17 protein-coding genes and 1 pseudogene are annotated in these 22,441 nt (G+C 62.1%); 9 read left to right on the top strand and 9 right to left on the bottom strand.

Annotation, left to right across the window (positions count from 1 at the left end; translation table 11 throughout):
• The first annotated feature begins 56 nt into the window (after positions 1–56).
• From ACI6S0_RS20485 to ACI6S0_RS20465, 5 genes are read left to right on the top strand one after another with little or no spacing between them, the layout of a single operon-like run.
• Positions 57–1,025, top strand: a complete 969-nt coding sequence (locus ACI6S0_RS20485; RefSeq protein WP_159367477.1) for a cytochrome c oxidase subunit II — start codon at positions 57–59, stop codon at positions 1,023–1,025.
• On the top strand, positions 1,022–3,544 hold the full coding sequence (locus tag ACI6S0_RS20480; protein WP_136186123.1) for a cbb3-type cytochrome c oxidase subunit I: 2,523 nt from the start codon (positions 1,022–1,024) through the stop codon (positions 3,542–3,544). The genes ACI6S0_RS20485 and ACI6S0_RS20480 overlap by 4 nt, the downstream gene beginning before the upstream one ends.
• Positions 3,541–3,918: a hypothetical protein gene (locus ACI6S0_RS20475; RefSeq protein ID WP_125990379.1), complete on the top strand. Its 378-nt coding sequence runs from the start codon at positions 3,541–3,543 to the stop codon at positions 3,916–3,918. Before ACI6S0_RS20480 ends, ACI6S0_RS20475 begins: the two co-directional genes overlap by 4 nt.
• The gene (locus ACI6S0_RS20470; RefSeq protein WP_434404170.1) at positions 3,915–4,511 is read left to right on the top strand and encodes a cytochrome c oxidase assembly protein; all 597 of its coding nucleotides are present in this window, start codon (positions 3,915–3,917) and stop codon (positions 4,509–4,511) included. Before ACI6S0_RS20475 ends, ACI6S0_RS20470 begins: the two co-directional genes overlap by 4 nt.
• Positions 4,508–5,548: a c-type cytochrome gene (locus tag ACI6S0_RS20465; protein WP_434404169.1), complete on the top strand. Its 1,041-nt coding sequence runs from the start codon at positions 4,508–4,510 to the stop codon at positions 5,546–5,548. Before ACI6S0_RS20470 ends, ACI6S0_RS20465 begins: the two co-directional genes overlap by 4 nt.
• A gap of 200 nt (positions 5,549–5,748) precedes the next feature.
• On the opposite strand, the gene ligD is transcribed toward ACI6S0_RS20465, so the two are convergent.
• Genes ligD through ACI6S0_RS20450 form a run of 3 tightly spaced genes read right to left on the bottom strand, consistent with a single transcriptional unit; the run spans position 5,749 to position 9,613 of the window.
• On the bottom strand, positions 5,749–8,262 hold the full coding sequence (gene ligD / locus ACI6S0_RS20460) for a DNA ligase D (protein WP_434404168.1): 2,514 nt from the start codon (positions 8,260–8,262) through the stop codon (positions 5,749–5,751).
• Positions 8,259–8,735, bottom strand: a complete 477-nt coding sequence (locus ACI6S0_RS20455) for an MgtC/SapB family protein (RefSeq protein WP_136186119.1) — start codon at positions 8,733–8,735, stop codon at positions 8,259–8,261. Before ACI6S0_RS20455 ends, ligD begins: the two co-directional genes overlap by 4 nt.
• Positions 8,735–9,613, bottom strand: a complete 879-nt coding sequence (locus ACI6S0_RS20450; protein ID WP_136186118.1) for a Ku protein — start codon at positions 9,611–9,613, stop codon at positions 8,735–8,737. Before ACI6S0_RS20450 ends, ACI6S0_RS20455 begins: the two co-directional genes overlap by 1 nt.
• Positions 9,614–9,928: 315 nt before the next feature.
• Between ACI6S0_RS20450 and ACI6S0_RS20445 the strand changes: the two genes are divergently transcribed.
• Both ACI6S0_RS20445 and ACI6S0_RS20440 read left to right on the top strand, forming a co-directional pair.
• Positions 9,929–10,537: a flavodoxin family protein gene (locus ACI6S0_RS20445; protein ID WP_434404167.1), complete on the top strand. Its 609-nt coding sequence runs from the start codon at positions 9,929–9,931 to the stop codon at positions 10,535–10,537.
• A 5-nt stretch (positions 10,538–10,542) separates the two neighbouring features.
• The gene (locus ACI6S0_RS20440; protein WP_284114156.1) at positions 10,543–11,490 is read left to right on the top strand and encodes a cation diffusion facilitator family transporter; all 948 of its coding nucleotides are present in this window, start codon (positions 10,543–10,545) and stop codon (positions 11,488–11,490) included.
• Here ACI6S0_RS20440 and ACI6S0_RS20435 read toward each other — a convergent pair.
• From ACI6S0_RS20435 to ACI6S0_RS20425, 3 genes are all read right to left on the bottom strand, one after another.
• The gene (locus ACI6S0_RS20435) at positions 11,487–12,383 is read right to left on the bottom strand and encodes a cation transporter (protein ID WP_284112661.1); all 897 of its coding nucleotides are present in this window, start codon (positions 12,381–12,383) and stop codon (positions 11,487–11,489) included. The two genes, ACI6S0_RS20440 and ACI6S0_RS20435, sit on opposite strands and share 4 nt — an antisense overlap.
• A 35-nt stretch (positions 12,384–12,418) precedes the next feature.
• Positions 12,419–12,865 carry a hypothetical protein gene (locus ACI6S0_RS20430; protein WP_434404166.1) on the bottom strand — a complete coding sequence of 149 codons (447 nt, stop codon included), beginning with the start codon at positions 12,863–12,865 and terminating at the stop codon, positions 12,419–12,421.
• 530 nt (positions 12,866–13,395) lie between these two features.
• On the bottom strand, positions 13,396–14,634 hold the full coding sequence (locus ACI6S0_RS20425; RefSeq protein WP_434404165.1) for a tyrosine-type recombinase/integrase: 1,239 nt from the start codon (positions 14,632–14,634) through the stop codon (positions 13,396–13,398).
• A gap of 536 nt (positions 14,635–15,170) precedes the next feature.
• On the opposite strand from ACI6S0_RS20425, the pseudogene ACI6S0_RS20420 reads away from it, so the two are divergent.
• Positions 15,171–16,418 (top strand): annotated as a pseudogene (locus ACI6S0_RS20420) (MFS transporter); the annotation flags it as partial.
• 68 nt (positions 16,419–16,486) lie between these two features.
• Here the strand turns inward: ACI6S0_RS20420 and ACI6S0_RS20415 are convergent.
• The 3 genes from ACI6S0_RS20415 to ACI6S0_RS20405 are packed head-to-tail and all read right to left on the bottom strand — an operon-like array spanning position 16,487 to position 21,164.
• On the bottom strand, positions 16,487–17,482 hold the full coding sequence (locus ACI6S0_RS20415; protein ID WP_434404164.1) for a nuclease: 996 nt from the start codon (positions 17,480–17,482) through the stop codon (positions 16,487–16,489).
• A gap of 8 nt (positions 17,483–17,490) precedes the next feature.
• Complete coding sequence (locus tag ACI6S0_RS20410) at positions 17,491–18,669, bottom strand: YdcF family protein (RefSeq protein WP_434404163.1); 1,179 nt, start codon at positions 18,667–18,669, stop codon at positions 17,491–17,493.
• Positions 18,669–21,164 (bottom strand): TonB-dependent receptor, encoded by a 2,496-nt coding sequence (locus ACI6S0_RS20405; RefSeq protein ID WP_434404161.1) that lies wholly within the window; start codon positions 21,162–21,164, stop codon positions 18,669–18,671. The genes ACI6S0_RS20410 and ACI6S0_RS20405 overlap by 1 nt, the downstream gene beginning before the upstream one ends.
• Before the next feature lie 125 nt (positions 21,165–21,289).
• Here ACI6S0_RS20405 and ACI6S0_RS20400 point away from each other — a divergent pair, with 125 nt between their 5' ends.
• Positions 21,290–22,402, top strand: a complete 1,113-nt coding sequence (locus tag ACI6S0_RS20400; protein ID WP_434404160.1) for an ROK family protein — start codon at positions 21,290–21,292, stop codon at positions 22,400–22,402.
• Positions 22,403–22,441: the final 39 nt, after the last annotated feature.

Genomic DNA, 22,441 nt, shown 5'->3' with positions numbered 1-22,441 from the left:
TTGGCACGAAAGACGCTGCACATAGGATGCAGCGCAAAAGGGGTGACGCGGGCGCAATGCGCAATCCATGGCTCTGGACCATTTTACTGCTCGGCCTTGGCGCCTGCAATGCGCATCAGTCGGCCCTCCATGTCTTCGGCGCCGAAGCACGGCAGGTGCGCGAGATGGCGATCCTGTTGACCATCGGTGCGGCGATCATCGTGACGGTCATGGTCCTCATCTATGTTCGCGCGCTTCGCGCTCCGGAAGGGGCGCTCAGCCATCGTGGCGGCATGCGGATCATCTTGTGGCTGGGCGCCATCGGCCCGGCCCTGATCCTTGGCGCGCTGCTTCTCTACGCTTTGCCTGCCATGCGCCCGCGCGACACGGCGCCTGGCGACCTCACCATTCGGGTCGAGGGCGAGCAATTCTGGTGGCGGGTCGCTTATGGGGCATCACGCGCGGGGCCCGGACTTGTTTCTGCCAACGAAATCCGCATTCCCGTGGGGCGGACGGTGATCCTTGAACTCGGCGCGCAGGACGTGATCCACAGTTTCTGGATTCCCGGTCTTGCCGGCAAGATGGACATGATCCCCGGACGGACCAACAGGCTGGTCGTGCGCGCCGAAAAGGCCGGCCGCTTCCGAGGCGTTTGCGCGGAATTTTGCGGTCTGTCGCACGCGCTAATGGCCTTCGACGTGATCGCGATGAACCCGGCTGATTTCGACGCATGGCTGGCGGGCGCGCGCGGGGCCGGCAAGGGCCTGGTCCCATCGAGGGGCCAGTCTCTCTTCGATGCGCATGGCTGCGGCGCCTGCCATGCCATCCGGGGAACCGCGCATGATGCGGCGATCGGGCCTGACCTTAGCCGTTTTGGACAGAGGCGGACGCTGGGGGCCGGGATATTGCCACCGACCACCGCCAATATCGCCGCCTTCATCCGAGCGCCCCAGATCGCAAAGCCAGGCGCGCGCATGCCAGCCTATCCCCAGTTGTCCGAGCAGGAGGCCATTGCCATTGCCCATTATCTCGAGGGGCTGAAATGAGCCTCCACGATCAGGATGACCCGGCGCTACGCGCGGCGCAGGAAGAAAGGCTGCGCGCGGTGTGGGCGCCGCCCAGGGGGATCTTCCTGCGCTGGACCGACTGCAACAATAATCGCGTCGGCGTCTGGTATGTGCTGACCGCCTTTGGCTTCATGCTCTTTGCCGGCGTGCTCGCGCTCATCATGCGCACCCAGCTTGCCGTGCCCGACAATGATCTGGTTGGGCCCGGTACCTTCAACCAGCTCTTCACCCTGCACGGCTCGATGATGATGTTTCTCTTCGCCGTGCCGATGTTCGAGGCGGTGTCGATCATCCTGCTGCCGCAATTGCTGGGCGCGCGCGACCTGCCATTTCCCCGCCTGTCGGCCTTTGGCTACTGGTCCTTCCTGATTGGCGGGCTGTTCGTCGGGGGATCGATCTTCTTCAATGCCGCCCCTGACGGCGGCTGGTTCATGTATCCTCCGCTGACCACCCGCACAGACCTGTCGGGGCTCGGAGCCGATATCTGGATGCTCGGTCTTTCCTTCATCGAGGTGTCGTCGGTCGCCGCCGCAGTCGAACTGATCGTCGGCGTGCTCAAATGTCGACCGCCGGGCATGCGGCTCAATCTCATGCCGCTATATGCCTGGTACATACTGGTTGTGGCGGTGATGATCCTCTTTGCCTTTCCGCCGCTCATCGCCGGCGACATATTGTTCGAAATGGAAAGGCTGCTCGACTGGCCCTTCTTCGATGCGCGCCGGGGCGGGGATCCGCTCCTGTGGCAGCATCTGTTCTGGATCTTCGGTCATCCCGAAGTCTACATCATATTCCTGCCCTCGATCGCGCTGTTCGCGATGCTGGTGCCGACCTTCGCCAACCGCCATCTCCTGGGCTATCCGTGGATCGTGCTGGCCGCTGTGGGTACCGCATTCCTGTCCTTCGGCCTGTGGGTCCACCACATGTTCACCACCGGGCTGCCGAAGATCAGCCTGGCCTTCTTCTCGGCCGCCTCCGAAGCCGTGGCCATTCCGACCGGCGTCCAGATCTTCGTGTTCATAGCAACGCTGTGGGCAGGCCGGGTCACCTGGTCCACACCCCTTCTCTATGCGACCGGCAGCCTCGCCATTTTCGTGATTGGCGGCCTTACCGGCGTCATGGTGGCGGTGGCACCGTTCGACTGGCAGGCGCATGACAGCTATTTCGTCGTCGCCCATCTCCATTATGTGCTGATCGGCGGCACGTTGATGCCGCTTTTCGCCGGCCTATATTATTATTGGCCGTTGGTGACGGGCAAGAAACTGTCCGACCGGCTTGGCCGGATCGCTTTCTGGATGCTGTTCGTCGGTGCCAACCTGACCTTCTTCCCGATGCATCTTTCCGGGCTCATGGGCATGCCGCGGCGCGTCTTTACCTATCCGGCCGAACTGGGACTGGGCGGGCTCAACATGGCTTCCACCCTGGGGGCCTGGCTGTTTGCCGCGGGGGTGGCGGTGATATGCGTCGATCTTAGCCTCTCGCCGCGCCGTGTTCGGGCCGTCCGCAATCCCTGGAATGCGGGCACGCTGGAGTGGCTCGCCCATCCCGAGGACGAGGACTGGGGCATAAGGTCGGTGCCATTGATCGAGAGCCGCTATCCAATCTGGGACCAGACAGATTTCGTGCGCAAGGTGGATGAGGGCCGCTTCTTCCTGCCCGATGCAGAGGAAGGGCGACGCGAGACGATCGTTACGAGCGTCCTTGATGCCCGGCCACTGGCAGTGATCCGCCTGGGAACCCCTAGCATCAAGCCCATGCTGACGGCGGTCGCGCTCGGCGGGGTGTTCATCCTCACAACCTATCATCTCTACTGGGCTGCGCTCGTCAGTGGCGTTGCCACACTCGCCATGGCTCTGTGGTGGCTCTGGACCGGGACGGCCGAAATTCCCGAAAAGCCGTGCAAACCGATCGGCCACGGCCTTGAGCTGCCGCTCTATCTCTCCGGGCCCTCTGCGCCAGGCTGGTGGGCGATGTTCATCACGATGATGGCCGATGCGACGGCTTTTTCCGGGCTCATCTTTGGCTATTTCTTCTTCTGGACCCGCCATGCCGATTTCCCGCCGGTCGCTCTGGCGGACGGGCCCGGAATGGCCTGGCCCATGCTCGCATTGTTCTTGGGCATCGCAAGCTGGCTGCTGACGCTCGGCGCGCGGGAGGTGCATGCCCGCAAGCATGTCGACATGGCACGGCTCTGCCTCTTGGTCGCGCTGCTACTCAGCCTTGCCGGGATCGGGGCAGGGCTGGCCGGCCCCTGGACGCATGGCATGGACCCGCAGGCGCACAGCTATCCTGCAATCGTGTGGACGCTCGCCATCTGGGCCGCGGCCCATGCGGGCGTTGCCGCCATCATGCAGGGCTATGCACTCGCGCGCAGTCTCGCCGGGCGCATGGACCCGGTGCATGACGCGGATCTGCGCAACGTCACCGTCTACATGCATTTCTATGCGCTAACCGCGATCGTCACCTATGCGACGATCGGCCTGTTCCCGCAGGTCACATGAGCGAGCGAGGCAAATGGCATGAGCGGCTCAAGGTCACGCTCTGGACGCTCATCATTCCACCAGCGATCTGGGCGGGGCATTTCCTCGCCTCCTATCTTTGGGCGGCCATCTCCTGTGCCAAGGCCGGGCGCTTTGCCAGTTTTCCGCTGCTGTTCGTCATCGGCACGATGCTTGCGCTGCTGATGATCGGACTTTCGGGATGGATCGCCTGGGCGCAGGCCCGCCTGCCGGGCAATCCGCCGCCCCATGAGGACTCGACCCGGATCGACCGGCTCCGTTTCCTGGCCAAGTCGACCTTGCTCCTGGCAGGGCTGAGCTTCGTCGGCGTGCTGTTCACGGCACTTCCGGTCATCTTCCTGCGAGACTGCCGATGAAACGCGCCGCACTTGCCGCCGGCCTCGCGCTGGTACCGATCGGCTGGCTCCTCGCTGGCATGCCGCTTGGCATGACTGGCCATATGGGGGGGCATATGATTGCCGTGGCGATTGCAGCGCCTTTTCTTGCCATTGGCCTGTCTCAAGGGCGGCTTGATCCTGCGCGTCTCTGGCCCGGCCTCACAAGTCCGATGGCGATGATGCTGGTGGAACTTGTCACAGTCTGGCTCTGGCACCTGCCGGCCCTTCGCGCGGCGACAATGACCTCCCTCCCATTGCTCGGGCTCGAGCAGCTCTGTTTCCTTGGCGCAGGTCTGCTGCTTTGGTCATCGGTGCTCCGCGCCGATCATCGGGCCGCTGGCATAGGTGCCCTGTTGCTGACATCGATGCACATGACCCTGCTTGGTGTCCTGATCGGCCTGGCGCCAAGGCCTCTCTATGCGGCGGCGGATCATCATCATCTGGCCGGCATGGACCCGCTGATCGACCAGCAACTGGCTGGTGTCCTCATGCTGCTGGTCGGCGGGGCCAGCTATTTCATCGGTGGTCTTGTCCTGTTGGCGAGCCTCCTTCGCCAGAGGGGGGCGGCATGATCCTTCGCATCAGCTTGAAGCGCGCAATTGTCGCGTTGCTCGTACTTGGGGTTCTTGGGATGCTGTTCGCCTGGTCCGGGGCCATGCAGATTTCCGCGTCGTCGGGCCATTGGCGTATTACCGACTGGTTCCTTCACTGGACGATGCGCAATTCCGTGCGGACTCATGCCTGGCTGGACGCACCGCCCGACCCGCTCGACGATGAGGGCCTGGTCAGTGCAGCAGGGCATTTCCGTCAGGCCTGCCAGGTCTGTCATGGCGCGCCGGGTGTACGGCCATCACCCGTGATGCAGCAGGCAACCCCGCCGGCGCCTGATCTTGCCCGGACGGCGGGGGAATGGCGGGATCGCGAATTATTCTGGATCATCCGGCATGGCGTCAAATTCACCGGCATGCCGGCCTGGGCGGCGGCTGATCGACCGGACGAAGTAAGGCGCATGACCGCTTTCGTCCGGCGCTTGCCGCATATGACGGCGGCGCAATATCAAGCGCTGACCCAGGCTGGCGGGGAGGGACGTCTGCCCGGCGTTGCTCCGGCAACCTTGTCGGCTTGCACAAGCTGCCATGGCGTGGATGGTCGGGGGAGGGAGCAATCCGATATTCCGGTCCTGGCTGGGCAGAGCGCGGCCTATCTGGTCGCCAGCATGCGCCAATATGTGTCGGAGAAGCGCAGCAGTGCGGTCATGCAGACGGCGCTGGCAACGACCGGGCGCGAGGACATGGCGAGGCTGGCGACCTATTTCTCTGCGATGCCCGGGCTGGCGAATGTTGCCACCACACGCAGTTCACCGGGGGTGGATCGTTTCGGTCAGCCCCTGCCCGCCTGCAGCAATTGTCATGCAGTCGGCAAGGCGGCGCCCATTCTTGCCGGACAGAAGCCAGGCTATCTTGCTGCGCGCCTGCGGCTTTGGCAGCAAGACGATAATGTCATCGACGCGCGCCTGCCGCCGGATACCATGGCGATGATAGCAAGACGTATCCCGGTCGATAAGATCGATGAACTGGCACGGACCGTGGCGCAGTCCGGTTCGGACTAAGGGGCTATCGCCCGGTCAGGCGTGCATGTTGACCCAGATGAAAGCCAGTATGGCTGCAACGATGAATGCGAAGACGAGGTAGAGCGCAAGGCGACTGGTGGCTTTGCGGGCAGGACGCTCCTTGTGATGGGGCATTATGATCCTTTCATGCTGATCTTCTCCCATCAACGCATGGCGGGGTTCATGGTGCCCGAAGCGAATCATAGATCCGGCAGGGTCTGCGCAGCGAAGCCCCAGCCTTTGAGCTTCGTTGCGCGCTCCCCCAATATTTCGGCATCTCCAATGTCGAAGGGATGGGCGTCCTGCAAATCGTTCAATTCGTCCCAGTCGACCGGTATGGCTACGGGCGCGCCGGCACGCGCGCGCGCCGAGTAGGGAAGGATGGCGGTGCTGCCGCGCTGATTGCGCAGCCAGTCGATGAATATGCGATCCTTGCGCTTGGCCTTGCTCATCGTGGCAACAAAGCGATCGGGTTCTGCCGCGCTCAAGGCCTGGGCGAAACGGGCAGCGAAATCCTTATGTGCGTCCCAGTCGTGGGTGGGGCTGAGGGGGACGACGACATGGACCCCCTTCCCTCCCGACAGCATGGCGAAGGAGATCAGACCGATGTCGCGTAGATGATCGCGAATATCCTTTGCCGCTTCACGCACCCGTGCAAAATCCATGCCCTCGTCGGGATCAAGATCGAAGATCATGCGATCGGGCTTCTCGATGGCATCGGCACGGCTCGCCCAGCCGTGAAATTCGATCGTACCCATCTGGACGCAGGCGATCAGGCCATCGGCATCGTCGACATAGAGATAATCTTCCAAGCCGCCGTCTTTCTCGCGGATCGCAACATGGCGGACATGGTCGCCAAAGGCGCCGCTGTCATGTTTCTGGAAAAAGCATTTCTTCGCACGGCCCTGGGGGCATCGCACAAGACTGATCGGCCGATTGGCGGCGAAAGGTAGCATCAGCGGGGCGATCCGCGCGTAATAATCGGCCAACTCCCCTTTGGTCTGCCCGCTCTCCGGGAAAATCACGCGCGCGCGATTGCTGATCTTGATGGCTGTGGCCGAAGGAGGCGTTGGGGCCGCTTTTTCGGGCTTGATTGTCTTTGCCAACTTGTCGCTTCGTAGCCCCAGAAAACTGCCATGTCGCACGAGACCCTCCCTTGTGAACTCGGCAAAACCGACTTCCGCAACGAGCTTGGGTTTGACCCATTGGACGCCGCGCGCTTGGGCGGCGGAAATGATGATCTGCGACGTGCCGGTCGCAATCGGACTCATGGCCTCGGCCAGGTCGGTCATTGTGGCGGCATCGAAACCAGTGCCGACCTTGCCCTTATAGACCAGTTCACCGCCTTCATGCTGCGCCAGTAGCAGGGAGGAGAAGGCACGCCCTTTTACCTTGCTACGGGTCCAGCCGACGATCACGAATTCCTGCCGACGAGTGCATTTGACCTTCACCCAGGCGCGTGTCCGTCCGCTGCGATAGGGCGCATCGACGCGCTTTGCGATAATGCCTTCCTGCCCGGCCTGACAAAGCGATCGGTAGAGCTTCTCGCCCGAGCCGATCAGGTGATCGGCAACGTGGATCGGTTGTTCCGCATCCGCCAATAAGGCTTCGAGCCGCTCCTTTCGCTCGATTGCGGGGAGAGACTTCAAATCCATGCCGTCAAGGGAAAGAAGATCAAAAGCGAAGAAATGGAACGGCGTGTCGGCTCGCTCCGCGCCATGGCCCCGTTTCAACACCGCCTGCAGCGCCGAAAAACTGGGATTGCCGTCAGCGTCAAAGGCGATGATCTCGCCGTCGATCAAGGCAGGCGGGAGGTCGAGCGCTTTTATGGCTCCGGCCAAAGCACCAAATTTGTCCGTCCAGTCCAGGCCGCTGCGCGTATATATTTTTATCGCTTCGCCACTGGCTGCAACGAGCGCGCGATATCCGTCATATTTGATCTCGTGCAGCCATTCGTTGCCGACCGGTACATGGTCGACCAAAGTTGCAAGCTGCGGCTTGATGAAGCGCGGCATAGCCTCCGTTCTGGCGATCGCCTTCACCTTCGTCCTGCCGATCTTTGCATTATGCGCGTTTGCCGCCTGCATCCTATCCGTGAATGTCTTGCCCCTTGCGCCTTTCAATGACTGCGTGCCGGCGATGTCCCCGGCGATTTGCGCCATGGATCGGTCAGTCAGAACACTTGTCAGCGCGCGCTCGACCAGATCGCCATTCCGGCGGGCTTCGCCATCCTCAATCTTGCGGAGCAGCCAATTCTCGCGCTTTTCGCCCGCGCGCCCCTTCATCCGCACCAGCAGCCATTCCCCCTTCATCCGTTCGCCATGCAGGATGAAATGGAGATGGCCATCCTCTATATCCTTCGCGCTCTTTCCCGGGATCGGTTCCCACCAACCGCGGTCCCAGAGCATCACACTGCCGCCGCCATATTCGCCCTTGGGAATATTACCCTCGAAACTGCCATAGCTCAGAGGATGATCTTCGGTGCGGACAGCAAGCCGCTTGTCATCGGGATCCAGGCTCGGCCCCTTGGTGACGGCCCAGCTCTTGAGCACGCCATCGACTTCCAGCCGGAAGTCCCAGTGCAGCCTTTTGGCGGCATGTTTCTGGACAACGAAACTGTTGCCGCCCTTCTTTGCCATCTTGCCTTCAGGCTCGCTGGTGCGATTGAAGTCCCGTTTGGCATTATAGGAGGCAAGGGGATTGATCCGGCTCATTCGCCCTGTCGCTCCTCGGACGCGAGCCAGCGCCGTTCCACAAAGCCCAGCAGGCTGAGCATAAGGATCGCGACGAGAGTGGCACTGGCGACTAGGGGCCAGAGGGCAGCGCCGGAAGCGATTCCGATCATCGACGCCAGCCAGATATGGGCTGCCGTGGTCAGATTCTTGATCTCACCCTTGCTGAATATAATGAGGCCAGTCGCTATGATGCCCGAAAATGCGGCAGAAGCTTCGAAGACCCGCAGGGGATCTATATTTCCCTCGCCTTGCAACTGATTGTGCAGCGCGATTGCGCAGACAGTCATGAGGGCGCTGGTGAAGCAGATGAGGCCATGGGTGCGTAGCCCCGCTGCATGGCCGCGTATCTGTCGGTCGAGCCCCAAAAGCAGGCCGAGCAGAGCAGCAATGCTCAGGCGCAGCAGGACCGGCCCGTCGATAAGGTGGAGCGGGGTATCGGGATTCAGCGTCATCACGCGCTTTTGCGCTTGGCTGCAGGCGCACGCATATTGCCAGTCGCCGATCCGCTTTTCGACCTCTTCTTCGTCGCTGGGGTGCGAGCCGTTTCTCCTGCTGACTTCTTGAGCGCCGCCATCAGGTCGATGACATTGCCGCCCTTGCGCGCCGGCTCATCGTCCACCTCTTCTATTATCCGCTTCCCCTTGGACTTTTTCTTCTTTTCGATCAGGCGATGGAGCGCATCGACATAGCGATCGCGAAACTCTTCCGGCTTGAAGGGCGCCGTTCGCTTGTCGATGATGCTGGTAGCAAGATCGAGCATGTCCTCATCCGCCGTATCGGCAGGCAAACCTCGGAAATATGTCTGCGCCTTGGTTACCTCGTCAGCATAGCGCAGAACTTCCATGACCAGCCCCCGTCCACAGGGTTTGATCGACACCAGTTGCTCCCGTCCACGGACCGACAATTGGCCAAGTCCGACCTTCTTTGCCTTTCGCAGCGCATCCCGCAGCACGGCATAGGCCTCTTCTGCGAGGTCATCGGCGGGTACGACGAAATAAGGCTTCTCATAATAAAGAACGTCGATCGCATCGGCCTCGACGAACTGGACGAGGTCGAGGGTCTTGCGGCTCTCAATCTTGACCGCTTCGATTTCCTCCTGTTCGAGCAGCACATAATTGCCTTTTGAAAGCTCGAACCCCTTGAGGATCTCCTCTCGGTCGACGGGCCCCACGCCGCTCACGACCTTTTCATAATGGATGGGTTTGCCGGTGGGCTCGTGAATCTGACGAAAGCTGACCGCCGCGCCCGATTTGGTCGCGGGATACACTTCGACCGGGATGGACACCAGTGCCAGCTTGATCTGGCCCTGCCAAAATGCGCGTGCAGCCATGTGCGACCTCCGCGATGAGAGCGTGCAATCGGCAAGTTGGTTCCGTGATAGCCTCAAACAGAAAGCCGACAGCGCAGCTTCGCCATTCCCATGGGGTGGCAAGGCAAATCACTCATCTTCATGTTGCAACCATCTGGCCCCGGCACCTGATCGGGGCATGTCGCTGAACTTCCGCGCACGCGGAAGTTGCACAGCAGAGGCATTGCTCAGCCAATTCTCCCTCGATCCGCAGAACCCATTACGCGCCCAGGTGTTCTTTGCGCGAAGAAGGGATGGGCGCGTTCTGCTGATCCTGGCCCCTCAAGGAGATGACACATGCCGCTCAAGGCGCTGGCGCTTAACTGCACGCTCAAGGCGGACTCCCGCCAGGAGAGTTCGACCGACGCGATGATCGCGGTATTGACGAAGGCCTTCAGCCGGAATGACGTGACGGTCAGCGAAACGGTCCGGGTTGCAGCCCTCGACATCAGGCCAGGCGTCAGCTCCAACGAAGGGGATGGCGATGCGTGGCCGGGACTGCGCGAGAAGATACTCGCTCATGACATTGTGATCTTCGGAGGACCGATCTGGATGGGGCAGATCAGCAGCACCGCCAAACGCGTCCTGGAAAGAATGGATGCCTTCCTCTCTGAAACCGACGATAAGGGTCGGATGCCGAGCTATGGGAAGGTCGCTGTCGCAGCAATCGTGGGTAATGAAGATGGCGCCCACTTCTGCTCCGCTCAGCTGTTCCAGGCTTTGAACGATGTGGGCTGGACGATCCCCGCTGTTGCGGCCTGCTATTGGGTCGGCGAAGCGATGGGGTCGGTCGATTTCAAGGATCTCGGCGAGACGCCGGAGGCGGTAATGAAGACGGCGGAAATGGTCGCCGGCAATGCCGCGCATCTCGCAAGCCTGCTTCAGTCCAGCCCTTATCCAGGCTGAACGCGATGGCCGGTCTGTCACGCCAAATCCGCGAGAATATCGTCCTCTACGGCGCGCTTTTCGCCAATGTCGGGATAGCGGTCGCCAAGTTCGCGGCGGCAGCGATCAGTGGCTCTTCTTCCATGCTGACCGAGGGTGTCCACTCGCTGGTCGATAGCGGAAATCAGGTTCTGCTGCTCTATGGTCAGGCAAAGGCGAGACGTCCCGCCGACGCCACCCATCCCTTCGGCTATGGCCGCGAACTCTATTTCTGGGCCTTCGTCGTCGCGATCCTGATCTTTGCCGTCGGCGCGGGCGTTTCGATCTACGAGGGCTGGTTGCACATCGCCGAACCTGAGCCCTTGCGTGATCCGACGATCAATTATGTGGTGCTGGGTGTCGCTGTGTTGCTTGAAGGAACAAGCTGGTTCATTGCGGTGCGCGAATTCAACGGCAAGCGCGGTGCCAGCAGTTGGTGGCAATCGATCCGCCGATCCAAGGATCCCGCCGGGTTCATTGTCCTGTTCGAGGACAGCGCTGCGCTGATCGGCCTCGCCATTGCAGGCATCGGCGTCTGGGCCAGCCACTATTTCGCAAATCCACGGATTGACGGTTTTGCATCGATTGCCATTGGTCTCATTCTGGCTGGCGTCGCTATTCTGCTTGCGCGCGAAGCCAAGGGCCTGTTGATCGGCGAAAGCGCCGACCCGGCGATCATTTCGGTTCTATGGACCATTCTCGCCAAGCGGTCGCAGATTAGTGCGGTCAATCATGTCCGTACGATCCATACCGCGCCTAATGCCGTTTTCGTAGCGATCAGTGCTGATTTCGTCGACGATCTGCCGATGGGAGATGCAGAGCGTCTGATCGAGGATATTGAACGCGAAATGAAGGCTTGCGTCCCCGATCTGACGTCCATTTACATCCGGCCGGAAAAGCAGTCGGATGCTGTGCGACAAACACCGCCGGCCTAATTTCCTTCCTCGCGTCCAACAGGCGGGATGAAGCTCACCTGTGCCAACCGCCACGCCCTGTCCTCACCCTCCGGCCAATAATGGCGCGGGTGACGGCATTCGCCCGGTGGATGCGTATCATGCACTTCGGCGCGAATAAGGCGGCCGGTTTCCCGCAGCCGTATCGTGGCACCGGGAAATTCAGCGCTGAGGCGATCACACAGGCTTTGCGCATCATCCGAAAGATCAGTGCTGGAGAGCGCCCTTGGCGCACCATCGACCAGTTCTGCCGTGGAAGAGCGCAACGCCTTGATACCGTCATTAAGGACATCGAGCGAAATGATTGCTGCTGCCAACGCGTCAGCCCACCACCAGCCAAGCCCCAGCCCAATGACACCGGCGAGCCCCGCCGCCCCGGTCAGCCAATTGGCCTTGTTCATGAGTGCGTCGGTATGCAGCAGCTTGTCGTTGAGAGCCTGCGCCAGCGGAAGTTCCTTCCGGCCGATGAAGAGCGGCGGGATGAGGGAGTAGATCTGGGCGGCGATCATCAGCCATCCCAACCAGATATCATGCCCCAAGATGACGATCGATCCGACGGTTGCGTGCTCCTGCGAGCCCAGCGCCATCATCGCATTGTAGAGAAGCAGCGCGCCGACGGCAGTCAGTGCAACAGCCGCCACAAAGAAACCGAGGCCGTTGACCCGCTCGAAACCGAAAGGAAAGCGGCGCGATCGATGGGCGCGACGCTCCATATGCGCAGCGATCAGGAACATGACAGGCGGAACCAGGCCCAGCGTGTCCTCTATCCACGCGGTCTTCATCGTCTGGCTCTGACCAAGCACTAGGCCCATCGTCACGATGATGGTTAGAGTCCAGAAGATGTTCCAATATTCCAGGCGCACCGCCCGCGCCATCGTCTCGCGCAGCTCATCGGGAAGACTTGTATCGCTCATTCGTCGCGCGCCTCCTGCGAAATCGCGCGGCTCGCACGCTCGACTGTCATGATCCACCGGTTCTCGCCGTTGCGCATGGCCGCCTTGAGTTGCAGCGGCGCGTCTTTCGTTCCCGTCGTCGAGAGAGGCGGACCAAATGCCACATCCATCGCCCAGGGGCTCTCGGCCGAAAAACGTCCGATCACCAGGTCAAGCGTACCGTCGTCAAGCTGCTGGAAAAGTGCCTCGCCCGCGCCTGGCCGCCATTGTGCCTTCGCGCGGGTTCGCCGCTCGATTTCATATACCAGCGTCCGGACTTGTGCCGCTTCGTGCACAGTGGGATCCGCGAGTGCGACCGTGAAGCTTCGTCGCTCAGCAATCCGCTTCGATGTGCCGGCCGGATCGCGAGGCAATATATCGCATGCGGCGAGGAGAGAAACGGCAAGGATTATCGCGCGCTTCATTGTTCGCGCGTCCTGTGATCGATGCGAATGTGGAGGCGGCAGGAATGAAATTCATTTCGAGCCCGGTCGACTGTGCCAGCCCGCCAGGCCTGGATCATCTGTGCTGTGAGAGTGGCATCGGGGATATTGTCGCCACCACAGTCCTGCGCTTTCCTGGGCCGCGCCCTGAGCGAGCTCGCGTCGAGGGCCGCGGCTCCGCGCGTCGAAGCACAAACGAAGGCAATCGAAGAGCGATTGATGATTGGGGATGCTAACTGGGCGGTTTCCGTCCTGCCGCTGAATAAGGCTGCGCTTTGCGGGACCAAAGCATCGCGCGTCTGGGCATCTGCCTCTTTCATATGTCTCACCGCTTGGGATGATCCGGCTCGCCTCCTCGGCACGAAGAGGCCACCATCACATTCTTCGGAATAGTTGCAGGCTGATAACGTCTGGTAGCGAAAAAGAGCCATCGCTCTGGCGTAGATGCTTCGCTGAAAAACGGCCGACCTCGCATAAGGGGCTTATCTCCATGTCATGATGGTGGAGGGCGATCATCTGCACCCTCGCAAAAGTTCATTGATATACTCGGCTACCGCCGTTGCGGCCGCGCGCAGCGGCTCGTCGATATGGATGTAGCGCTGCGTGACGCCGCGGGACGCGTGTCCCAGCAGTGCCGCAATCGTGAGTTCGGAGTAGCCAAGCCCGCCTGCGACACTTGCGAAAGTGTGGCGCAAGACATGCGGTGTCACGCCTTCGAGTCCTGCTCGATGGCAAATTCTATCCAAGACCCGCACTATGCCGATGAAGTGGCCTTCTCCCCAATCGGCTGGGAAGAAATATCGCGAACCCGAATCGGCCTGCGCCGAAAGAAGCTGGAGAGCAGGCTGACCTATCACGCGTCGTTGCGCCCCCGTTTTTGTCGTCCTGAAGTGGATCGCGCTCTCCTCATCAAGGAGCCAGTCGCGCTCGAGACTGAGTGCTTCGAGCCGACGAAAGCCAGTCAGCAACAGCAATCGGATCACGGCTATCCCGGTAGGATGCTCGTCATCTGCTTCAGCTTCTCTGAGCGCTATGCCGAGCTTCCTGATCTCAGCCTGAGAGAGCCACCTCATTTTGGGCGTGCTCGCAATTCTGCGAATGCCTCTCGCGGGATTTCTTTCGATTTCGCCAAGTCGTACGGCATGTTCGAAAATCGAGTGAAGCGTAGACATGCAGCGCGAGGCTACGCCTTCGCCGCCTTTGGTGGCTCCCCCACGACTGCCCACCCTGGGCTTGGAGGTCGCACCAGCAGCGATGTCGGCTTGGGCGCCTTCGATATCACCGAGCTTCAATGTGGCAATTATTCTGTGGCCTAGCAACGGACGGATATGGGCATCGACACGACTTCGATCCATCGTCAGAGTGGATGCCTTGATCGGCTTGCGGCTTCTGCCGATGATTTTGCCGGCTGAGGCTCGCTCAAGGTACCAGTCACAAATCTGGTCTACAGTATAGCCCTGCCCGCTCGACCGGGCATCCTCGACAGGGTCTCGCCCATTGGCGACATCGCCAAGAATGATGCGAGCCTGCCGCCTAGCTTCCTCCACAGTCATCAACCCGAACCGACCGATCACCTTTCTACGGCTCTGTCCGTTCGGCAAACGGTACTGAACGACGAAACTTCGCCGGCTCTGGCCGATAGAAACACCGAAGCCACGCAGCTCGCTGTCCCACAGAAGATGATTCGAACCTTTGACCCCATCTTTCGAAGGTTTCTGAGCTTCGATGAGCGTTTTTGTGATTTTCGCCATGATTTCAGTCGCCTGCCAAATGACCCAAAAATCTGCTTACTTTTTCCGGATTTCGACCTGATTTTGCTTATTTTATAAGTCCTGGAGGTCAAATCCGGGCGTAGGGCAGGATAACACTGACGAATCTCGATCGCAAACAAACGGCAGAAATGCGTGCTTTTTGCTGTTTTAGGGTAGAATCGAAAAACACAGAAAATATGCTTCGGGCGAATTGCCAAGGTTGGGGTCGAGGGTTCGAATCCCTTCGCCCGCTCCAGTTTTCCCAGAAATCGATGCGATAATCACCCTTCGGGGGCAGCAAGGCCGCGTTGGCATATACGCTTTCCTTCTGCGGCCACGCGGCCCTGATCTGCCTGTGGCCCGCCCTGTCACGTGGTCCAGAGCTGCCAATGGCGATAAGCCACCGGCCCCATTCCCACCGCCCTTGTCGCACAAATGAAAGAATGCGCTTCTAGGCGCGATGCATTCCGCAATTCCCCGTGCGGTCACGACCATCAGGGGCAATCGAGGTGATCTGGACACGGGACGATGGCCGCATGCTGGCCTATGCCTCCGGCAATTTCGGCAAGGCACTGGTTTTCAGCGGTGCGGATCTGACGATATTGTTCCTGCTGAGCGACGTGCTGAACCTTGGCGCGACGACGGCGGGATGGCTGATGCTCGCCGCGCTGTGCGGCGACCTGATCTTCGATCTGCTGGCGGCGCGGCTGACGATCCGCCTGCGGCATGTCGGCAAGGGCTATCGCTGGATGGTGGCGGTAGCAGCAACGCCCTGCGCGATCGCCTTCGCCCTGCTCTATGCCATGCCCTTGCTTGGCGCCCGGCAGCTATGGATGCTGGCCATGGCCTTGCTGATATTTCGGGGCGCCTATGCCATCATCGACGTGCCGCACAATGCGCTGATGGCGCAGGTGACCAGCGACAGCAGCGCGCGGGGCCGTGTTTCGGGCTATCGACTGCTGTTCAGTACGGCGAGCGCGCTGATTGTCGCGACCTTGTTGACGCCGCTGGTGCAAGATGCGGGCAATACCCGGTCCTTCGATCGGCTGGCGCTCACCGGCGCGGCGACGGGCGCCGTCTTTGCCCTGACGATGATCCTGTGCGCATGGACCTGCGGCGGCGATACAAGCGGTGGTGCCGCCCGCACCGCCCGGCAAAGCGCAAGGCAGGACGGCATCGACATCCCGTTTCGCGACCCGATGGTCGTGGCACTGGCTCTTCTGGCCCTGCTCACCGGATTTGCCGCACCGGCATTCGGACGCTCCCTGCTCTATATCGGCAGCTATGTCGTCCGCCGCCCCGATCTTGTCGCGACCTTGTTGCTGGCCGTGACGATCGGCCAATTCGCCGGCGTGATCCTGTGGACCGCGATGACCAGACGATTCAGCAAGAGCGCCCTGCTCGCCATGGGACATGGGGTCAGCATCATCGGGCTGGTGGGTTTTGCCGCCTGCCTGTCCTGGCCACCTGCCCTGGCCATCTGTGCGGCGGTGATCGGCGTCGGCCTCGCCAGCATGTTCATGCTGCCATGGGGGGTGCTGGCCGATGCCGTCGATGTGGTGGAATGGCGCCATGGCAGGCGCTTCGAGACAGGCTTGTTCGCCTTCTATCTCGTCGTGGTCAAGGCAAGCGGTGCCGCCTTCTCAAGTCTGACCGGCTGGACACTTGGCCTGCTGGGCTATGTGCCGGGGCAGGCACAGACTGCGGCAGTCCACGCCGGCATGCTCGGCCTGGGACTGGGCGTTCCCGTCCTTGGCAGCCTTTGCGCGATCCTCCTGATGCGGCGCTTCGACCTTGGCCATGCCCGCCATGCCCGGCTGCTCGCAGCGCTGGCACGGCGGGAAGCACGCAATCAGTCCGGCGCTGATCCGGTTTCCGGGTTGAAGCGCGGATTGGAGAAATCGAGCGGTGCGGGCACAACCCTGGCCGGCGGACTGGCGCTTTCCGCCCAGGCGCGGCAGAGCATGTCGCGCAGCATGGCAGCGCCAGCAGCGGTCCGTTCATAGACGAGGGCGCGCACATCCGTGTCGGCGAAGTCGGCAAAGCCGGCCCGCTTTTCAAGCTGATAGACATATTCCATGCGATCGCCTGCCTGATCCAGGAAGGCGAGGATCGCGTCGAACATGTCGCCGTCGCGATGACCGGGCGCGCCGATGCGCGGCGCGATGTCAGCCACGGTCAGCTTCATGCCATCGACGAACTGGCTTTCGAAGCGACCATGGATGCTGCGATCACGGGTGTAGCCCCTGGGATTGTCGCCGCGCCAGCCGTCCGAATGGATCGAGTCATGCAGCGGCTGGGCGCCGTCACCGATATAATGGCCAAGGCGGATCGTCTGGAAGGCGCAATGCTGGGCCGGGACGGATATGTCGCCCCCTTCGGCCTGCGCCTTGCGGACATAGCGCATGCAGACGACGAGCCGGTCATAGGCCTCGACCGCGGCATAGGGCAAAGTGCCGGTCCATCGGACATTGGTGCGCGCGGCGGTCGCCGGATCGCTGTCCTTGATCGTCTCATAGCGTTTGTAGAGCGCCAGGATGAATTCGTAGCGCGAGCGCGGGATCGGCTTCACGAAGCGGAACTGCTCGCGGAACCAGCCATGATTGGGGTCTTCCTCCATCTTGGAGAAATTCTCCGAATCGCCGCGCCAGCTGTCGGGCAGCGAGGCGGAGGCGGCGATATAATCGGTATAGGCCTTGAGGAAGACAGGGCCGTCCTGCGGGATGGCGTCGAGTGCGGCGCGATCGATCACCGCATGGGCGGTGCCACCCCAGGCCATGGCGGCACCGGGGCTGAAGGCCAGCGCACCGAGCGCCAAGGCCAAGGTCAGTTTACGCATCATCATCATGCCTCCCTTCAGGGGTCGAGCGGATCGCGCGGATCGACCCGCGCGGACAGGCGCGACGGGCGAAACAGCAATTCGGTGGGGGTCAGGCGCGCGCCGATGGCACCGGGCTGATAGCCCAGTTCCTTGTCATTGCGCTGCACGAACAGGGGATTTTCGATCATCGCGCTCTGCCCCGGATTGCAGACGATCAGCGTATCCTTGTCCAGCGGCGCCGCCATAACCATCAGCAGGCGGGTGGCGTTGCGCAAATTGGTGGTGGTGTGCCGGGCATAGGGTTCGATGATGATCGCATCGGCCGGCACGCCATAGCGCTCGATCAGCGCCTGGCGCATCTCCTGCGCTTCGGCAAAGCGGGTCGCGCGCGGATGGGCGCGGCCGCCGGTCAGGATGAGGAAGGGCGCGTCGCCATCGGCAAAGCGGTTGGCGGCAAGACGCAGATGATATTTGCCGAAGGGGCTCAGCGGCATGCCGTCGACTTCCGGGCCGACGCCAGTGATGATCAGCGCGCTGTAGCGATAGCGTTTCCAGTCGATATTTTTGGCCCGCGCCATGGCGGGTGCGTTGAGGCCGCCGGTCAGCGGCTCGAAGCCGATCGCGTCGGTGCGGTCGCTGACGTCGAGCAGGGCAAGGGCATAGTCGATGCTGGAATCCAGCGCCTGGGCCGATCCCTTGCGCGGCGTCTGCGCGATCCAGGCAGCGGCGCGCAGCCGGGCCTGACGCTCGCGCGGGTCGATCGTGCCGGCGCCGTCGATATCGGGATAGGCGGGCACCTGCCCCAGCGCATAGCTGCGCAGGATGGCGTTGATCCCCTCTACTTCCCGCCGGATCTGCGCGCCCGCGCCATCGTCGGCAACCGGCACGTCACGCAGCGACAGCGCAGCCTGCACCATCAGGGCGATTTCGGTCGGGGTCCAGATATGGGCCTGTGCCACGCAATCGACATCGCCGGCACATGCCGTGCGGCGATCTTCGCGGGCATGGAGCAGCGCATCCATGTCCGGCCGGGCGCGGAAGGCGGCAAGGGCGGCCGGGTCGTGTCCAAGGGCGTCCAGCACGGGAAAGAGGCGCCGGGACAGCGCCTCCGTCACGGCGTCGTGCGCCGCCCCGGCCAGAGCCGGGACGGGCGTGACCGCCACCACCGCCATCGTCATCAACGACGCCGCAACGCGGCCGAGGCGGCGGGCCATCACCAGGACTTGCTGATGACGAGGCGGAAGTTGCGACCGAAGATCGGGCGGCCATAGATCGCCTCGGCACTGCCCTGCCCGCTCAGCGAGTCGGTGCGGGTATTGCCTTCGGTCAGGCCGTGGGCGTTGAACAGATTGTCGCCGACAATCTGTGCCTGCCAACTGCCATGGCGTGCCGTGATGCCCGCGCCGATCGTGCCATAGGCCGGCAGCGCGGTGTTGTTGTAAAGGTCGACATAGCGCTTGCCCATATAGGTGTAGCGACCATAGACCGACACGTTGGTGTCGCCCGTCTGGAAGTCGAAGCTGGGACGGATATTGCCGTAGATCTTGGGCTGGCGGACGATCTGGTTGCCTTCGGCCTGTTCCGGATCGGCGCCGGTCGAGCTTTCGAAATTCTTGTATTTGGGATCGCTGATGGTGAGCGCGCCGTTGAGCGAGAACCAGTTGGTCAGCGCCAGCTTGCCGTCGAATTCGACGCCCTTCACCTGCGCCTCGCCGATGAAGGGCACGTTGACATCGTTGCGGCCCGTGGTCGGATCATAGGCCAGGAAGCTGGCGTTCAAGGGATCGAAATTGGTGTAGAAGCCGGTGACGTAGAGATAGGAGCGGCCAAAGGCGAGCTTCAGCCCGGCCTCGAACTGATCGGCCTTGGTGGTGATGATCGTCGGGTTGATGCTCATCACCGTCTGGACGTTGGGCGGCGTTTCGAGGTGCGATGCGCGGCCATAGATGCCGACATGGCTGGAGAAGTCGTAATTGGCGCCGACCGTCCAGTTGGTGACGTTGGGCTTGAGTTTCTGGTTCAGGATCACGCCGGTGAAGGCGCGGGTGCTGTCGTCCGCCAGGGTGCTGGAGTCGCCCAGATTGGCCGCCTCGGTCAGCGCGGCCCAGCCCTTGTAGCTGTAGCGTTCGTGACGGATGCCGGCGTCGATGCGCAGGCCCGGCACGATTTCCCAGGTGTCGTTGGCGAAGACGGCGAACATCTTGGCGTCGCTGTCGCCCTGATTGAGGGTGGCGGCATAGTTGAGCACGCCATTGTCGGTGACGCGGCCGATTTCCGCGCCGGCGGCATTATAGGCGACCAGGTCCAGCGTGCGCGGCTTGCCCGCCACTTCGATCAGGTAATTCTGATAGAGGGTGCGGCTGTCCTCGCCATAGAAGCTGCCATAGAGGCCGAGCTTGAGGTCATGGGTGCCAAAGCCGGTCTCGAACTTCTTGGCGACCGACAGATTGGCCTGGGCCGAATAGAATTTCGAATGGATGTCGCGATACTGGCCCTGCATCACCAGACCCGACGCCGCATAGGGATCATAGACGGTGTTGGTGCCGGCCAGCGTATAGCCGAAATGGTCGACCGCACCGAAAGCCGTTGTGGCCCGGGCGAGATAGCCGGCGGCAAAGGCGTTGCCGTCAGCCGGGTTGGTGGTCGAGTAGAAGGCGCTGAAATCGAGCTTGCCCTGAGTGTAGCCGGCCTTGGCCGAGACCAGCCAGCCGTCGAAATCGCCATCATATTGGGCGCCGAAATTGACCATCTGCATATGGCGGCCATCCGACAGGTCGCCGGTGCGGCTCTGGATCTGGCCGGTGCCGTCGCGATATTTGAGGTTCACGTGGCGCAGCGCCGGCGAATTCATCGTGCCGTCGAAATAGTCGATATATTTGTCGAGCGAGACGCTGGGATCGCGCGGGTCGGAGATCGGGATCGGCAGATAGAAGACGTTGTGGTCGTTCACATAGTTGAGGTTCAGCTTGATCGAGCCATTGTCGAAATCATGCTTGATATTGGCGCGCAGCTGGCCGCCCTTGTCATTGGCGAAGCCATTGTCGCGATAGCCGTCATGATAGCGGATGAAGCCGCCGATCGCATAATAGGTGTCGTTGCCGAGCGGCCCGGCCTGATAGGCGTCCAGGCGATAGAGGCCGGTGTCGCCGAGCGTGACCTGTGCCTTGCCGCGCGCCTCGTCGCTGCCGGTCACGGTGATGGCGTTGATGATTGCGCCCGAATAGCTGGCATAGACCGGGGCCGGGCCGCCGCGCACGACCTCCACATGGTCGGTCATCAGATCCTGTTTCAGGATCGCGTCGCCGCGGAAGAAGACGCCGTCATTCTCATGGAACAGCGGCAGGCCGTCCTGCTGGAAGCTGACGAAGCCGCCGTCGTTGGGCAGGCCGCGGATGCGGTAGATATTCTGCACTTCGCCGCCGGTGATTTCGGTCTGGAAACCGGGCAGCTGGCCGATCAGGTCGGCGAAATTGACAGGCGCGATCTTCTCTACATCCTCGGCCGAGATGGTGTTGATCGCATAGGATACGTCGAAGCGGCGCTGGGCGCGGGTGGAGCCGGTGACGATGATGTCGTTGGGGCCGTTGCCGGCGTCGGCGGCCGCTTCGGCGGCAGGCGCGGCGTCGGCGGCGGCCTGCGCCAGGGCGGGCGTGGTGATGGTGCAAAGCGCGGCAAGCGCCGTGCCGGAGGCAAGGAAAGTCTTGAGCATGATGCGTCCCCTCTGAATTGGTCGGGGCGCCTCTGGCCGTGCGATATGACATTTTTAATTATTGTTGTGAAAATAAATAAATCCCCATAACCGGTCGTCGCTTTTCACCGATAGCGGGATCGATCATGCTATTTCCCACCCTGGACAAGGACCAGCGGCGCATCCTGCAGATGCTGCGCAAGTCGGGGCCACTGTCCCGTTCCGCGCTGGCATCCGCGCTGGAAATCAGCGGGACCGCCCTCACCCGCCTGTCGCGCGACCTGATCGGCCTCAATCTGGTGGAAGAAGTGCCGGGCGCGGAAGCACAGGGCCGCGGGCGCCCGGCCATTCCCCTGCGCCTGGCCGGCCATGGCGGCTATGCGGTCGGCGCGACGGCGCACAAGGGCTTCATCGACATCGCCCTGGTCGATTTCACCGGCGCCACCATCGCCACCCATCATGAGGCCGTTGCGCCGATCGATCCCCAGGGTTTTGCCCGCAAGGTGCGGCGCATGACGCATGAACTGGTGGACCGGCACGGCCTGCTGGGACGCCGCATGCTGGGCCTGGGCGTGGCGGTGCCAGGACCATCCCTGTCGCCGGCCGGCGATCGGTGGAGCGTCGTCGACGTCCTGCCCAACTGGCGCGATGCGCCGCTGCGCGACATCTTGTCCGCCGAAATGGGCTGGCCGCTGTGGATCGAGAATGACGCCAATGCCGCGGCGATCGCCGAATATTATCTGGGTGGCCTGCTGCGCGATTTCGGCACGATCGTCGTGCTGCTGCTGGGCTTCGGCATCGGCGCCGGCGTCATTGTCGACGGGCGGCTGATGCGCGGTCAATACGGCGTGGCGGGCGAGATTGGCTGCCTGTTTCCCGGCCATCTGCCGCGTCCCAGCCCGCTGGACCTGCTCGCGATGCTCCGCAGCAATGGTTGCGACCTATCCTCGGTCGCGGACATTGATTTCCATGCTGCCGACCAGGCACCGACGATCGACATCTGGCTGGACCGGGCGGCCGAGCAATTGCAGATGGTCAGCAACACGGCCTTCGCCTGGCTCGATCCAGGGGCGATCGTGCTGGCCGGCACATTGCCATCGACCATCCTGCAGGGGCTGGCCGATCGCCTGCATCAGGCGGACCTCGTTACCACGGTCCATCATCGCCGCCCGCCGGTCAGAATATCGAACCTGCATGGATCGCCGATCACGTTCGGTGCGGCCCTGCTGCCGATCCATGCCCTGTCGGCCGAGTCATAGGATCGGCGCCGGGCCGGTGATCGGCGGCAGTGCTGAAAA

The organism is Sphingobium sp. DN12 (assembly GCF_051058005.1).
In the GTDB taxonomy this organism is placed as follows: domain Bacteria; phylum Pseudomonadota; class Alphaproteobacteria; order Sphingomonadales; family Sphingomonadaceae; genus Sphingobium; species Sphingobium yanoikuyae.
Note: the sequence above shows the minus strand (reverse complement) of the source record. Positions and strands in the feature narration are given on the sequence as shown.

What these genes read in the sequence shown, in the direction of transcription:
- ACI6S0_RS20435 (WP_284112661.1), bottom strand. Translation starts at nt 12,383, where the DNA reads ATGGCGCGGGCGGTGCGCCTGGAATATTGGAACATCTTCTGGACTCTA.
- ACI6S0_RS20440 (WP_284114156.1), top strand. Translation starts at nt 10,543, where the DNA reads ATGGCCGGTCTGTCACGCCAAATCCGCGAGAATATCGTCCTCTACGGC.
- ACI6S0_RS20405 (WP_434404161.1), bottom strand. Translation starts at nt 21,164, where the DNA reads ATGCTCAAGACTTTCCTTGCCTCCGGCACGGCGCTTGCCGCGCTTTGC.
- ACI6S0_RS20485 (WP_159367477.1), top strand. Translation starts at nt 57, where the DNA reads ATGCGCAATCCATGGCTCTGGACCATTTTACTGCTCGGCCTTGGCGCC.
- ACI6S0_RS20450 (WP_136186118.1), bottom strand. Translation starts at nt 9,613, where the DNA reads ATGGCTGCACGCGCATTTTGGCAGGGCCAGATCAAGCTGGCACTGGTG.
- ACI6S0_RS20465 (WP_434404169.1), top strand. Translation starts at nt 4,508, where the DNA reads ATGATCCTTCGCATCAGCTTGAAGCGCGCAATTGTCGCGTTGCTCGTA.
- ACI6S0_RS20445 (WP_434404167.1), top strand. Translation starts at nt 9,929, where the DNA reads ATGCCGCTCAAGGCGCTGGCGCTTAACTGCACGCTCAAGGCGGACTCC.
- ACI6S0_RS20400 (WP_434404160.1), top strand. Translation starts at nt 21,290, where the DNA reads ATGCTATTTCCCACCCTGGACAAGGACCAGCGGCGCATCCTGCAGATG.
- ligD (WP_434404168.1), bottom strand. Translation starts at nt 8,262, where the DNA reads ATGAGCCGGATCAATCCCCTTGCCTCCTATAATGCCAAACGGGACTTC.
- ACI6S0_RS20470 (WP_434404170.1), top strand. Translation starts at nt 3,915, where the DNA reads ATGAAACGCGCCGCACTTGCCGCCGGCCTCGCGCTGGTACCGATCGGC.
- ACI6S0_RS20425 (WP_434404165.1), bottom strand. Translation starts at nt 14,634, where the DNA reads ATGGCGAAAATCACAAAAACGCTCATCGAAGCTCAGAAACCTTCGAAA.
- ACI6S0_RS20455 (WP_136186119.1), bottom strand. Translation starts at nt 8,735, where the DNA reads ATGACGCTGAATCCCGATACCCCGCTCCACCTTATCGACGGGCCGGTC.
- ACI6S0_RS20430 (WP_434404166.1), bottom strand. Translation starts at nt 12,865, where the DNA reads ATGAAGCGCGCGATAATCCTTGCCGTTTCTCTCCTCGCCGCATGCGAT.
- ACI6S0_RS20480 (WP_136186123.1), top strand. Translation starts at nt 1,022, where the DNA reads ATGAGCCTCCACGATCAGGATGACCCGGCGCTACGCGCGGCGCAGGAA.
- ACI6S0_RS20410 (WP_434404163.1), bottom strand. Translation starts at nt 18,669, where the DNA reads ATGGCCCGCCGCCTCGGCCGCGTTGCGGCGTCGTTGATGACGATGGCG.
- ACI6S0_RS20475 (WP_125990379.1), top strand. Translation starts at nt 3,541, where the DNA reads ATGAGCGAGCGAGGCAAATGGCATGAGCGGCTCAAGGTCACGCTCTGG.
- ACI6S0_RS20415 (WP_434404164.1), bottom strand. Translation starts at nt 17,482, where the DNA reads ATGATGATGATGCGTAAACTGACCTTGGCCTTGGCGCTCGGTGCGCTG.